This window comes from Streptococcus sp. KR (genome assembly GCF_002238115.1).
Lineage (GTDB): Bacteria > Bacillota > Bacilli > Lactobacillales > Streptococcaceae > Streptococcus.
The window spans coordinates 1-13,995 of the sequence record NZ_NGVM01000024.1; the positions used below are offsets into that span (position 1 = coordinate 1).

The 13,995-nt window shown below is 41.5% G+C and carries 12 protein-coding genes; 3 read left to right on the forward strand and 9 right to left on the reverse strand.

The features are described 5' to 3' along the window. From CBI42_RS09645 to CBI42_RS09675, 7 genes are all read right to left on the reverse strand, one after another. Window positions 1–1,040: SSURE domain-containing protein (locus CBI42_RS09645; RefSeq protein ID WP_142294096.1), on the reverse strand; the 1,040-nt coding region annotated here is incomplete at its 3' end. Window positions 1,041–1,164: 124 nt separating this feature from the next. After that, complete coding sequence (locus CBI42_RS09650) at window positions 1,165–1,830, reverse strand: potassium channel family protein (RefSeq protein ID WP_049544547.1); 666 nt, start codon at window positions 1,828–1,830, stop codon at window positions 1,165–1,167. Window positions 1,831–1,843: 13 nt separating this feature from the next. Further along, window positions 1,844–3,223, reverse strand: a complete 1,380-nt coding sequence (locus tag CBI42_RS09655) for a TrkH family potassium uptake protein (protein WP_049510873.1) — start codon at window positions 3,221–3,223, stop codon at window positions 1,844–1,846. A gap of 33 nt (window positions 3,224–3,256) precedes the next feature. Further along, the gene (locus CBI42_RS09660) at window positions 3,257–4,021 is read right to left on the reverse strand and encodes a nucleoside phosphorylase (RefSeq protein ID WP_049492690.1); all 765 of its coding nucleotides are present in this window, start codon (window positions 4,019–4,021) and stop codon (window positions 3,257–3,259) included. A 218-nt stretch (window positions 4,022–4,239) separates the two neighbouring features. Continuing rightward, entirely contained in the window at window positions 4,240–4,797 is a 558-nt protein-coding gene (locus tag CBI42_RS09665; protein WP_094753872.1) for a sugar O-acetyltransferase, read from the reverse strand. Window positions 4,798–4,999: 202 nt separating this feature from the next. Further along, window positions 5,000–7,897: a type III restriction-modification system endonuclease gene (locus CBI42_RS09670; protein WP_094753873.1), complete on the reverse strand. Its 2,898-nt coding sequence runs from the start codon at window positions 7,895–7,897 to the stop codon at window positions 5,000–5,002. A gap of 9 nt (window positions 7,898–7,906) precedes the next feature. After that, the gene (locus tag CBI42_RS09675) at window positions 7,907–9,844 is read right to left on the reverse strand and encodes a site-specific DNA-methyltransferase (protein WP_049552380.1); all 1,938 of its coding nucleotides are present in this window, start codon (window positions 9,842–9,844) and stop codon (window positions 7,907–7,909) included. A gap of 341 nt (window positions 9,845–10,185) precedes the next feature. Here CBI42_RS09675 and CBI42_RS09680 point away from each other — a divergent pair, with 341 nt between their 5' ends. Genes CBI42_RS09680 through CBI42_RS09690 form a run of 3 tightly spaced genes read left to right on the forward strand, consistent with a single transcriptional unit; the run spans window position 10,186 to window position 12,453 of the window. After that, window positions 10,186–10,491, forward strand: coding sequence for a rhodanese-like domain-containing protein (locus tag CBI42_RS09680; protein WP_094753874.1), 306 nt, complete (start codon window positions 10,186–10,188; stop codon window positions 10,489–10,491). 20 nt (window positions 10,492–10,511) lie between these two features. Further along, window positions 10,512–12,167, forward strand: a complete 1,656-nt coding sequence (locus CBI42_RS09685; RefSeq protein ID WP_094753875.1) for an FAD-dependent oxidoreductase — start codon at window positions 10,512–10,514, stop codon at window positions 12,165–12,167. Next, entirely contained in the window at window positions 12,157–12,453 is a 297-nt protein-coding gene (locus tag CBI42_RS09690; RefSeq protein ID WP_042749802.1) for a rhodanese-like domain-containing protein, read from the forward strand. The genes CBI42_RS09685 and CBI42_RS09690 overlap by 11 nt, the downstream gene beginning before the upstream one ends. A gap of 188 nt (window positions 12,454–12,641) precedes the next feature. Here the strand turns inward: CBI42_RS09690 and CBI42_RS09695 are convergent, their stop codons facing one another. After that, window positions 12,642–12,899 (reverse strand): metal-sensitive transcriptional regulator, encoded by a 258-nt coding sequence (locus CBI42_RS09695; RefSeq protein ID WP_000185159.1) that lies wholly within the window; start codon window positions 12,897–12,899, stop codon window positions 12,642–12,644. A 148-nt stretch (window positions 12,900–13,047) separates the two neighbouring features. Continuing rightward, window positions 13,048–13,902: a VOC family protein gene (locus CBI42_RS09700; RefSeq protein WP_094753876.1), complete on the reverse strand. Its 855-nt coding sequence runs from the start codon at window positions 13,900–13,902 to the stop codon at window positions 13,048–13,050. Window positions 13,903–13,995: the final 93 nt, after the last annotated feature.

Consider the following 13,995-nt stretch of genomic DNA (forward strand, 5'->3'; position numbering starts at 1 on the left):
AATTCGTATGGAATAACTTGATTGACACCAGCTGTGAATGGGCCTGGGAAGTTCGCTTTATCCAAGTAAGTAGCTGGGACATCTACTGTATCTTTGGTATTGTCGGCTACGCCTTTTTGCACTTCAGCTGAGGTGGTCAAGCCATTCAAGTTGACATCCAAATCCTTAGTCGCTACGAGGTTGCTCAAGTCTGCCTTGCCATCTTTGGCACCGTATACCTTGATAGTTGCCTTGTAACTTTGAGTGCCATTTTGTTTTAAGAGGTCAAGAAGTTCTTTGTCAGATTTGCCTTGAGTTCCTGCCAAGTCTACTTCATAGAAGTAAAGGCCTTTGCCCAATTTCTCTACTGGTGGAAGAGCAGGATTTTTAGCTGAACCGTTGTCTGACCATGGAGCCTTGTCTGAGGCCTTCAAGATAAGACGAGTCAACATACCGTCACCGGCGAAAAATTCGTATGGAATAACTTGATTGACACCAGCTGTGAATGGGCCTGGGAAGTTCGCTTTGTCCAAGTAAGTAGCTGGAACATCTACTGTGTCTTTAGTGTTGTCGGCCACACCTTTTTGGACTTCAGCTGGAGTGGTTGCTGGCTGCGCTTCACTTGCTTCACGGTCTTGTCCAGCAACTGTAGCTGCAGGACTTTCCACAGATTTAACCGCATCTTCTGTTTCTTTCTTAGATTCTGGTTTTGCTTGTACTTCTTCTTTTGGCGCTACCACTTGGTCTTTATCAGCAACATTCACTTTTTCTGGAGAGCTTGTAGCATCCAAGCTTGCTTTGGGTGTTGAGTCTACCTGTTCTGAAGGAAGAGCTACATCAACTGCTTTCTTGAGAACCTCTGCTGGTAAGTCGCTCTTTTCACTCACCGAAGCAGCGTCTGGCACGACTTGGGCAGGGGTCGGATTGACCACATCGGCACGTACAGAACTTGGCTGACCAACTAGGATAAAGAAGCCACTAGCCACAACAACTGAGGCAACACCGACACTGAGACGGCGGATAGACCAACGAGTATATCTTTGATTTGGATTGAATTTCATAGGATTCTCCTTAGAGTTTTTCTTTATTTGATGACTCTAGTATAATCTCCTAAAATTAAAAAGGATTAAGAAAAAGTTAAAATTTTTCTTAAATCCCTCTTATAAAATACTTATATTAATTTTTTTACGAATTTAATTCTACCAAGTCATCTAGATACTGGTTATTTATTACTGCCAAGATATAGGCATCTGCCCTCAAGAGATCATTAGGGCCAAACTGGACATCCAAGGGTGAATTTTCTTGTTCACGAAATCCTAGGACATTGAGGTTGTATTTGCCACGTAGATCTAGCTGGCTCAGGCTTTGACCTGCCCAGACACTCGGAATTTTCATCTCCACGATAGACACATTTTTATCCAGCTGAAAGACATCAACATTGTTATGAAAGAGAATGGTCTGCGCTAGAGACTGCCCCATTTCATACTCAGGTGAAATCACCGAGTCAGCACCGATTTTTTCTAGCACCTTCTTAGCTGTCTGGCTTTTGACCTTGGCAATAACCCTTGGTACCCCTAGACTCTTACAATGCATAACTGCAAGCACACTCGATTCCAGATTTTCCCCTGTTGCCACTACAACCGTATCACAGGTATCAATTCCTGCAGTTCTGAGGAGTTCCTCGTCTGTAATATCGCCCACAACTCCACGCGCCAAAACTGGCTCAAATTGATTGATACGCTCGGCGTGGTCGTCAATAGCAATGATATTCATATCTTGCTTGGCAAGGGCCATCAGGACACTACTCCCGAAAATCCCCAAGCCTAAAATTCCAATCGTACGATCTGACATCATTCTTCCTTTCTTATCCAATACTAATATCTGCTTTCATATACTGAATCAAATCTTTCTTATCAGGCTGGTAATCCGCTAGACTAACCAGCAAGGTCAAGGGACCGATACGGCCAATAAACATGAGCACCATGACAATGCTGAGAGCTAGCTTGCCCAATTCTGGTGTCAGATTTGCCGTTACCCCAACTGTCGCAAGAGCTGAAATGGTCTCAAACATAAGGTAGATAAATCGCGGTGTTCCTTCTGCCGTAATTCCCAACAACACCAAGCCCAACAAGAAGGTCATCAAAAAGATAATGAAGACACTAAAGGATTTTTGAACTGTTCGAGCCTCAATAGTTCTCTGCGCAACATTGGCATGAGGTAAACCCAGCAATTCACTACGCGCAAAAACCAATAAGACAAAGAAAGTCGTAATCTTGAGCCCCCCAGCGGTCCCGCCTGGCGCCCCACCGAGAAACATCTGTAAGATATAGATAAACAAGGTAACAGGCCGAGCTTGGGTGTAATCAATAGAAGCAAAACCAGCTGTTCTCATACTGACAGTTTGGAAAAAACTAACCAGCACTTTCTCTGGAACACTGAGATTGCCAATGGTTCCTGGATTGTGCCATTCCGTAAAGAGTGTAGATACTGTCCCAAACAGCAAAATCCCTGCAGTCAAGAAGAGAACCAACTTGGTGTGGAAACGCAGACGGCGTTTTTTCTTCTTATCAAACTGGGTTGCTAAGTCAAACCAGACCATAAAGCCGAGACCACCCGTGATAATCAAACCAGCAATGACCAGATTGATCAAGGGATCCGTCTGAAAAGCCACTAAACTGCTACTGCCGAAATTATCAAAACCAGCATTACAAAAGGCTGAAATGGCTAAAAAGATGGAGGTAAAAATGCCCCTTCCCCAGCCGAACTCAGGAATAAAACGGAAACTTAGTAGAAAGGCACCCAAGCCCTCCACCAGAAAAGTCGTCAAAAAGATAGACCGCATAAAGGACTTCAAAGACTTACTTTCCCCATAACTAAAACTCTCCTGAATGGTTTCACGACTACGCAGACTAAGCTTTTGCTTGCCTTGGATATAAAAAATCCCGATAAAGGTCATGAGCCCCAGACCACCAATCTGTATCAAGAGCATACAAATCAACTGCCCCCAGACATTATAGGTAGTAGCCACTGGTTGCGTAAAAAGACCAGTCACACAGACCATGGACACCGTCGTAAAGAGATGGTCAAAATAAGTAGCCTGAGAACCACTTGCCTGAACAAAAGGCAAACTCAAAAGAAGAGAACCTATAAAAATAACTCCAGCGAAACTCAGAAAAATCCGACGAGCTGGCGAAAGTCCGCCCAAGGCTCTTTCAATTTTTTTCACAAATAATTTAAATAACATACATCCATTGTACCATAAAAAGAAGAAGAGTAGCTAGAACTGAAAGGCAATCTCAAGGCAGAGTTCCAAGGCCTTCTCGAAAGTTTCTGAACCCCAGTCACGACTATCGTACTGATCCAAGTCTGCTAAAGAATCAGCTGTGAACAACAATTCTCCCCAGAGAACCCCACGCAGTTGGGCTACTGCCGCAAGCGCAGAACACTCCATCTCCACAACAGCACATCCTTCTTCCTTACGATAAGACACCTTTTCAGCCGTTTCTCGATAAAAACCGTCTGTCGTCCATGTCATGACTTCTTCATAGGAAATCCCTCTGGCTTCCAAAACTTGCTCAATAGTAACAATAGCCTCTGACTGCATTTCCATATAACGAGAAGGTGCCGCATAGTGGTAACTAGCTCCCTCATCTCGCAGAGCCCGAACAGGTACTAGAAAGGCATTTTCCTCTATATCAGCTAGCACACCACAAGTACCGGTGGAAATAATCTGCTCCACACCATAGCCAATCAACCAATCCATAAACTGGGCTGCTGGAGCGGAACCAACAGGAGCCTGAGCCAGACAAATTTCCTCGCCCTTGTAGTTCACGACATAGACTGGATAGGTCTTGGTGGCTGAAACGAATTCGCCGACACAATCCGCCCCTACTTCCCTCGCATAGCAGTCAATCTCCTCACCTAAAAAAGCATAGACACACTTCTTGGGCAAGTGCAAGTCCAGCCCCTCGTGATTGGGCATGATGACCGCCTGAGGATTGTCGTCAAACTCTAAAATAGGAATCGCATGTTTCTGAATCATAACCCACCTCCTCTAATTTTGTACTATTGTATCAAAAGCTGACAGAGTGTCAAGGAGGGGGTTGATGAACTGAGGAGAAAAAAGCATCCCACTTACGAGATGCTTTTAAATTAATCAATGAAACAGACTTGCTAAGATATAGAGTAGGTAAATGTGGGCTGGGTAAAAGATGATGAAACCTACAAAAAAGAAACAACCTCCGCTGTTCCTTTTTACTTCTATTTCACAGGTATCTCCTTAATCACGCGCGCAGGATTTCCAGCTAGGACAACGTTGTCGCCAAAGGACTTAGTGATTACAGCCCCTGCTCCAGCAACAACATTATTGCCCAGTGTCACTCCAGGAAGGACAATAACACCACCTCCAGCCCAGAAATTGTCTCCGATAGTAATAGGCTTGCCGTATTCCACACCTGAATTACGTTCCTGCGGGTCCAATGGATGGAGAGGAGTCAAGAACTGACAGTTGGGACCAATCATAGCATTGTCCCCGATGCGAATCGGACAAACATCCAGCATGGTCAAGTTCCAATTAGAATAAAAATTTTCCCCTAGATGGATGTTGACTCCATAATCGACTACCAGGCGTGGATTGATATAAAGATTTTGCCCAGTTGAACCAAACCAATCCTTGATAATCTCCGCCCCCTTCAAGGGATCTTCTTCCTCGTTAAAAGCAGCCTGTTTTTGGCGAGAAGCCTGAGCCAAGGCCCGCAATTCTGGGTCCGATGGACGGTAAACCTCTCCCGCTATCATTTTCTGGTATTCACTGGTCATTGTATCACCTCATACTTACTTTGGAGCCCATCATATCAAAAAGCCTTTGAAAGGTCAAGAATAGCCTGATCAACATATCTTACCCATGGCACTAGCAACGCTCGCTTAAATATTTTTGAGAATAGAAATCGTTCGTTTTGTCTATATCAATCACAATCCATTGTTTACATGATGCTGTAGAACATCAAAATCATAATCAAGATTAGTGCTTCATGCCAAGTTCTCGCAATTTCTGATAAACTTGCTCTTCATCCGTTGCCACCTGATAAACAATATTTTGATTTCCCAAGGAATTAAAAAAATACTCTTGAATATCAATAGCTAATTTATCAGTGTCTCGCATATTATCTGCCTTAGTTTCTACAAAAAGATAAATAATCTTATTTTGAGTACCTTCAATTACAAAAACAAAATCAGGACTAGTTGTTCCACCCATATATTTTGGAATACGAATAGCAGATTTAGGAAGTTTTCCGAATACTGTTACTGTCTTATCATAGTGATGCTGAAGAAGTTTTTTCTCTGGATTCTCACTATCATAGTAAACGGGTGGACGGTCGTAAAGATATCGTTCTTCCCTCCCAACCTCAGTCAACTCTTTTGTACCTAAATTTCCAATAATAATTTCATTTACAAAACTATCCGTTGTAGCATCATAAAGTGTTGTAATAGCTTGAAAATCCAAACTTTCATAGCGATAAGCTGTGCTATAACTCTTCTCAAAAGCACATTTAAAGGCTTTAACCAAATTTTTCAAGGTCTCATTATTTAGAATATTATCATTTCTAATTTTTTTCAATACTTTTAAGAGCCGCCTATGTAATGCTGTAATAGGTAAATTCGTTTCCTGTACCAGCTTTTTGAGGAAGACTCCATACGCCATACCAGCTCGCGCATGGCTATAACTAGCTGTCTCCGTTGAACTAGTAACTTCACTATCCTCTGCTACCAGACTTTCCCTTATCATACCAAAATATTCAACAACATAGTACGTCTCATCTAAAAATATCTGATCCATAAGTTGTGATATATCAACAGCTCCATCATCAAAAACTATCATACGTCGCTTCGAAAAATCTCTCCAAAGTTCTTTCACCTGTTTCCAGTTGTCTTGATTTAATTTAACATGCGTAACAGGCCTTGTCTCATTACTATTACGAACCTTATCGCCTCTCAGTTGCTGTTCTGTCAGGATAGGATACAACTGGCATAATTTCTCCCATCCTCCCTCTTGATAAGTCATAGAAAAATCAATAATTCCATTCTGTCCCAACTGATTTTTGAGGACATTCTCCGTCAAATCCGAATAATGGCTAAGAATCAACCGAATCGTTTGCTCATCTAATCTTTCTCTATTAAATTCAATTGGAGCGTCGTTGTTGATTTCTCCAATTAATTTTTGGGCAAAATCTCTCTCATCATATCCAATGAGGAAATCCAACCGAGAGACAAATTCGTCTTGTGTGACACGGCGTCCCTTCTCATCAACTGGAAGACGAAGTCCTCGACCTACTTCTTGAATCTTCGAATTTTCAGATCCGGAAGTGCGAAGTTTGCAAATAACAAAAACATTAGGGTTATCCCATCCTTCACGAAGCGTCCACTTTGAAAAGAGGAAGCGTCTAGTTAGCCAATTTCCTTCACCATCTTTAAAAGACAATAGCTTGGTTTTATTATGAAGAATATCATCAACTTCTGCTTGGATATCATCGGCACTTGAACCACGATCTTCTCCGAAATAGCCTGCATGAATGGACTGAGTATCAGCCTGCAAGTCACATAGACTTGCTTTAAGGTAGCCTAAATAATCTTTACTGATAGCATCTGACATTTTTTCTATGTCTGCTATCCTGCTTTGCAATTTCGCCAAAAGCAGACGCTCAAAAGTCAAACGCAACCAGCCATCCTTCTTTCGATAAGAGGCAATAGAGTCAATGAAAAAAAGGGTTAGAGCCTTAATTTTAGGTTGATTATTCGGACGACTAAAAAGTTCCCATTCCTTTATAAAGTGCTTATCAATAGCATCTTCTATCATAAGTTCCTGATAAGAGTTAGCAAAGGTGTGAGGCATGAGCATCATCCCATCAGCCAATTCTAATCCATTACTGAGCACTTTGGAACCTGCATAAAAAACATCCCCCTCAAAAGCAGAATCAACATCAGCAAGATTATCTCCGACCGCTAGCGTCCTTGTCAAATTGCCTTTTTTCAGCGTCAACTCCTTCGCTTTTTCGCCTACTACCTTCCATATATTTTGGCTTTCCTCTTTAGTCAATTTAGGATAAGAAATATCAATCCCCTTTACAAGTCCTTGATTAAAGGACTTGACAGCAGTCAAGTTATATACTGGTTGGTCTTGATAATAGTGTTTCTTTTGTCCTACTTGACCATTTTTTACTTTCACCTCAGGAAATGTAGCTCCAAAGCGAACAATCATTTGAGGCTTGAGACTGGTTACCGCTTGATAATTTTTGCCGTCAGTGGGAAAACGATGCGGTTCGTCTATAATAACAACTGGACGCGTTCTTTCAAGGGCTGCAATGGGCTGTGTGATGTTAGACAAAAGGGTCTGATCGTATTTGTTACTCGTCATAGAAGACGATCGTAGCATATCTGCATTGACTAGAAGAACTTGAATCGTATTGCTATTGAGCCTTGAGCCTTCTATAAAACTTGTCAGTTGAGCTGGAAAGTTTTTGCGACCACTTTTCACTTTAAAGTCTCCTGCATTGATGACATTGAGATCAATACGAACGTTACTGTAATGTTGAGAAAAGTGCTGTTTAGCATAATCCGACTGGATAAAATGTCTGGTTCCCTCTTTGATAGCGGGACTCGGTACGACAATAATAAATTTAAAAAGTCCTCTCTCCTTGTGAAGCTCATAGAGAAGTCTGGTATATACATAGGTCTTACCAGTTCCTGTCTCCATCTTGACATCTAAAAATTTCTTCTCATCATAGCGTCCATAGAGAAGAGGATTAGCATAGACATAGTTGATATCGGGATCCGTACTACAATCATCAATCTTTGGAAATGCATCCATAATAGCTTTTAAAGCTTCTTCTTGATGGGGCAGTTCTTCTAGAAATAGTTTCATGACGACCTCCTAATAATTCTTTATCAACTTAACTACCTTGTCCAGACTGGACAAGGCTAACTCAAGCTCACGCAGGGCTGTCATCTCAAAACTATAACCATATAGAATGATAGTCTGAACTTCCAGCTCGCGCCTACCAAGAAGATTGACTAATACTTTTGTCTGCTCTTCTGTCCAGCCCTGTTCAATCAAATATAAACGATTATCCAGTTGGATAGCAGGGTAACCAGCAAGGTCAAGATAATTTTCTTTCTTATCAACTGCATATCCATCTGATAACTTCCAAGTTGTCAAAATGGTCTCGTAAGCTAAAGCTCCCCCCTCAACTCCCAGATAATCTGCTGAAAAAGGTGTCAACATGTCGTCAAAATAATCTTCGCCGATCAAGTTAATTTGTCCAGATCCATCCATAAAAGTTCCTGTCTCAATATCATACGTATCCAAGTCTTCCAACAATTTCTGATCAGGCTTGACTACTTGATAATGCTTAAATCCACCATCAAAGTTAGGAAAACTAGGATTTCTCTCAAGAATTTTAGCACTCGCACGTTTTATCCGTTCACGAGAAATTTGGTCGATATAGCGATAACCAGCCTTATAGGCAGCTTCTGCTCCTTTTGCAGGAATTTCTGTTCCATCAGAGTTTGTCGTAAAAGTCGGTTGATCCAACTGTACCATGATATAGCGACGATTTCCTCCGTCCTCAGCATTTAACTGCATAACTGCATCAGCTGTTGTTGCAGAACCGGCGAAAAAGTCTAGAACAGTGGCAGATTTATCAAATTGATAATTAATAAACGACTTAATCAAATTTACAGACTTTGGATAAGAAAATACTTCCGCTAAATTAAGTTCATCTAGCCTATTTCTACCTTCCTCAGATAACGCTTTTATAATTGAATATGTTTTTGAAAATGCTTCGGTAATAGGAGTCAAACTATACATAATATGATTCCCATCACTACGTTTCTCAAGAAAAACCTCACCTGCATTTATCTTTCGATCGAGTTCATCTTTAAATTTTTGTCCTTTTAGCTCTAACGCTTCCTCATAAAACAGGCGTCGCTCCGTTCCTTTTTCATACTTACCAAAAGTTTTACGATAAATATCGTCATTCTTGATATATTCTACACCATCAATAGTAATTGTTTCAGACTGAATATTTTTAGGCTTCAGTAGAGGTTTCATTTTACTAATATTTTTTGAGTATACATTTACAATATCATGTCCTTTTACAACATACTTAGCTTGTCCTCCTCCTTTAGCTCTCTGGTGAATAATCGTTCCCACAAACTGTCCTTCTCCAAATATCTCGTCCAGAAGTAACTTTAGATTAGCTTGTTCATTATCATCGATAGAGACAAAAATAACACCTGTATCCTTAAGAAGACGTTTTGCTAGCCAGAGTCTTGGGTACATAAAGGTTAGCCAAGCTGAGTGTGTAGCACGACCTTGAATAGACTTAAGCCGAGAAAGTCCCTCCTCATCCATACCAAACATAGCTTTGAGACTTTCATCGCTATGAGAAAAACTGTCTGGATAGACAAAACCATCCGAGCCTGTATTATAGGGTGGGTCAATATAGATGACATCGATGCTGTTTTCATAACCAGCTTGCAAATGGCGCAGAACTTCCAAATTATCCCCCGTAAAAAAGAGATTGCGGCTGTTCTGATGAATCATCTCTTCATTATGCTTGATATTAGGAACAACTACCGTTTCTGAAAGCTCTCCTGTTTGTTTTTTTGCATAGTTCTTCCCGACAAAATCTAGTTGGTAGCCAGAAGACAACTCCGTTTGAATACTCTCCTTAGCTAGACTTCTCTTAAATTTGTCCATATCAAAGCTTTCGCCTACAAAGAAATCTGGAAGTTTACTCTTCAACTCCTTGAGAAAGGCTGATTTAGATGTGATGGCTTGATTTTCCATCCGAATATCCTTAAGCATGAGCCACCTCCTTCATGCTTATGGTACGCAAAAAGCCTGCCACAAAAGTAACAGGTATACGTATAAATAAAACATTAAAAAACTTAGCTATTCGCGAAATTATATATATATATATATGTGTGTGTGTGTGTGTGGTTTTTTATGCATAATTTCTCCTTGCATCTTCGGTTCATAGAGTTTTCTTAAGTATCAACCAAAGTTCTTTTGATATTTTTATTATATCATAATTTAAGCGATCAAATCCTAAAAAAATCTAATATACCCAACTCAAAACAACTTGTTTGACAAAAGCTTGACTTCATGGTTTAATATACCCTATAAGGGTATATTTGGAGGTGTCTATGTTTCACTTATTTACAAAAATTGACAGTATTTCTACCAGCGAGTTAGAAGCCAAACTCAAGGAACCAATTCAGCTACTGGATGTTCGGACGCCGATGGAATTTCGTAGAGGCCATATCAAAAATGCCAAGAATGTCCCTCTATCCGAAATCGGATCTTATACACCAGCGACAAAAGAAACACTTTATGTCATTTGTCATTCTGGTATGCGTAGTAAGATGGCTGCTAAAAAGCTAAAGAAAAAAGGCTATGATGTCATCAATGTCCGAGGTGGTATGAGCGCTTGGACAGGAAAAATCATCTAGAAGCATAAAGGAGAAAATCAATGAAAATTATCATTGTCGGGGGAGTTGCAGGCGGAATGTCAGCAGCAACCCGCCTCAGACGTCTCATGGAAGACGCTGAAATCACTATTTTTGAAAAAGGTCCCTTTGTATCCTTTGCAAACTGCGGGCTTCCTTACTATGTTTCAGGAGAAATTGCAAACCGTGATAATTTATTGGTTCAAACTCCTGAAAGTCTCAAGGCACGCTTTAATCTGGATGTTCGTCCTTTCCATGAGGTCATCAGCATTTCGCCAGCAGAGCACACTGTGACTGTACGACACAATGGACAGGAATTCACAGAAAGCTACGACAAGTTGATCCTCTCCCCAGGAGCTAAACCATTTGTTCCTACCATTGAAGGCTTGGCAGAAGCTAAGAATGCCTACACGCTCCGCAATGTTCCCGATCTCGATGAAATTATGGCAGCCTTGGACAATTATCCAAAAGAAGCTGTCGTTATTGGTGCAGGCTTTATCGGGCTTGAAATGGCTGAAAATCTGGCAAAACGTGGCCTGCAAGTTACTATTGTTGAGAAAGCACCCCATGTCTTGCCACCATTAGATCAAGAAATGGCAGCCTTTGTCCAAGCAGAATTGGTTAAAAACGGTGTTCGCGTTATCACTTCTCAGTCTGCGATTCGATTTGAAGACCAAGGAAAAATCATCGTTCTCGAAAACGGGCAAAAGATCACTTCTGACCTCACCATCCTTTCTGTCGGTGTTGAACCTGAAAACGGACTGGCAAAAGCTGCGGGGATTGAACTGGGACTTCGTGGTGGTATCCTAGTCGATGAACATTACGAAACCAGTCAAAAAGATATTTATGCTGTCGGTGACGCTATCATTGTCAAGCAAGAAATCACAGGCCAAGATGCCCTCATCTCTCTCGCTTCTCCTGCCAATCGTCAGGGACGCCAAGTGGCAGACGTCATCGCAGGACTAGAACGTACAAACAAGGGAAGTATCGGCACTGCTATCGTTCGTGCCTTTGATATGACAGCTGCTTCGACTGGGCTCAGCGAGCGTATCCTTAGCATGAATCAACTTCCTTACAAGCCCCTTCATGTCAGCGGTAAAGACCATGCTGGTTATTATCCAGGCGCTACTGATATGACCTTGAAGCTCCTCTTTAACCCAAACACTGGAAAAATCTACGGTGCCCAAGGAGTTGGTAAGAAAGGCGTTGACAAGCGCATCGATATCCTGGCAACTGCTATCAAGGGAAATCTCACCGTCTTTGACTTACCAGAGTTAGAGTTTACCTATGCGCCACCATTTGGTTCTGCCAAGGATCCCGTCAATATGCTGGGCTACGCAGCCTTAAACCTTGTCGAAGGTCTCAGCGACAATATTCAATGGTATCAGCTCGAAGACGAACTAGCTAAGGGTAAGAAATTCCTAGATGTGCGGACAAGTGGCGAACTTCAAAGTGGTCGACTTAAGGTAGACACTATACACATCCCCCTAAACGAACTACGGGAACGCTTGAATGAACTGGACAAGAACCAGGCCTACATCGTCAGCTGCCACAGTGGTTTGCGCAGCTATATCGCAGAGCGTATCCTCAAGCAAGCAGGATTTACCGTACAAAACCTTGACGGCGCTTATTCACTATACAAAATGGCTAACCCAGAAGGAGTAGAATATGGAAACTAGTATCAGTATGGCTGACTTTTATGAAAAATATCAAAATGAAAATTTAGAGCTTATCGATGTCCGTGAAGCACATGAATTCCAAGCAGGACATGCACCAGGTGCCAAAAATCTTCCGTTAAGTACCTTAGAGCAGGGCTACAAAGAACTCAATTCTGACCGTACATACCATGTCATCTGTCAAGGAGGAGTACGTTCTGCCTCTGCCTGCCAATTTCTCAGCGCCCAAGGCCTCACTGTTACCAATGTAGAAGGTGGCATGAATGCTTGGCCAGGTCAAGTAGAATAATCAAAAGGAGCTGGGCAAAAACTCAACTTCAGGAGAAAATGAAGTAAATTTCCCCACAATAAAACGCATACTATCAAGGCTTTCAACACCTGATAGTATGCGTTCTTTTATTTTAAAGACTTTTTCCAGCCTCTCTTGATTCACATTAAACTATTCTACTAGCAGAGATCTTTGCAACTCTCATCTCTTTATTTCCGTTTAATCAAGTATCGGATGGCCTTTTCTAGGCGTTCCTTTTGAGCTTCAGGATCATCTAGTGGCTGATTGATACATTCAGTAAGGTTTTCCGTAATTATCATCTCAATCACGCGCTCCACACTAGATTTCACGGCTGTCAGTTGCGTCACAATATCAGCACAATCACGATCTTCTTCAATCATCTTTTGAATCCCACGCAACTGGCCCTCTGAACGTTTCAAACGAGTAATATACTTTGAGTTTGTCATTTTTTTTCCTTGCTCGATTTTTCTTCATTATATCTCTAATCATCTTCTTTGTCAAAATTCTCGCCCATCCAGCTCACGCAGTTCTGTTATCAAAGACTTTTCAAAAAGTAAACTAACCATACTGATAATTTACTAGAGTTTTCTAGTTTTACCTTGCTAAACGAATACGAATCACAATTCCATCTTGGTCTATGATTTCCAACTGGCTCGATGTCAGCCACTTGATTGGTGCATCAACTTCTTGTGCTCGCTGGGCAATCGTTAACAGTTCTTCTTTATGTGCGACTTCGATGACATAGTAGGCCAAACCTGGCAAGCCTTGCTTACGCGGAGCTAGGCCTTTTCCTCCCCATTCATTGACCGCTAAATGATGATGATAGTCCCCAGCCGCAATCCAACTAGCGCTAGGCACACTGAATTTATCCTCTAGCCCTAACACCTTTTGATAAAACTGGCTGGACTTTCGACTATCCTTGACGGACAAATGGATATGCCCCATTCTCGTACCCTCTGCTAAAGTAAAGGGCTCTACTCTTTCCCCCAACTCATAGATATCCTGTGCCGCAAGGACCTCAGTGACCCCTATAATACGACCGTCTTCTCGAATATCCCATGTAGAAACCGGCTTATCTCGATAGAGTTCAATGCCATTTCCCTCCAAATCCTCCAAATAAAGGGCCTCACTGTAACCATGGTCTGCACCGCCGACTAGAGGAATCTGTAAATCTGTCAGGTGTTTCAAGACATCTGCCAAAGCCTTGCGTGTCGGCAAAAGAATAGCCAGATGGTAAAGACCATAATGTTCCCTTACTTCACCTCTCTCTTGTGCTTGAATCAAGTGTACCAAGGCTTTTCCTTCAAGTCCCAGAACGACCTCTGTCTCAGTTTGAAATAAGATTTCTAAACCAATAACTTGCTGATAAAAGGCTGTTTGACTTGCCAAATCCTTTACATTTAAAACTGCCTCTGCTAAATAAATGTGGCTCTTGTATTCATAGGTCATAAATGGTTCTCTTTTCTCGTTGTAATTATTTTTATTACAACTATTATATAATTTCCATCAAGAAAGTCAAGTCAGACAACTTATAGAATATGA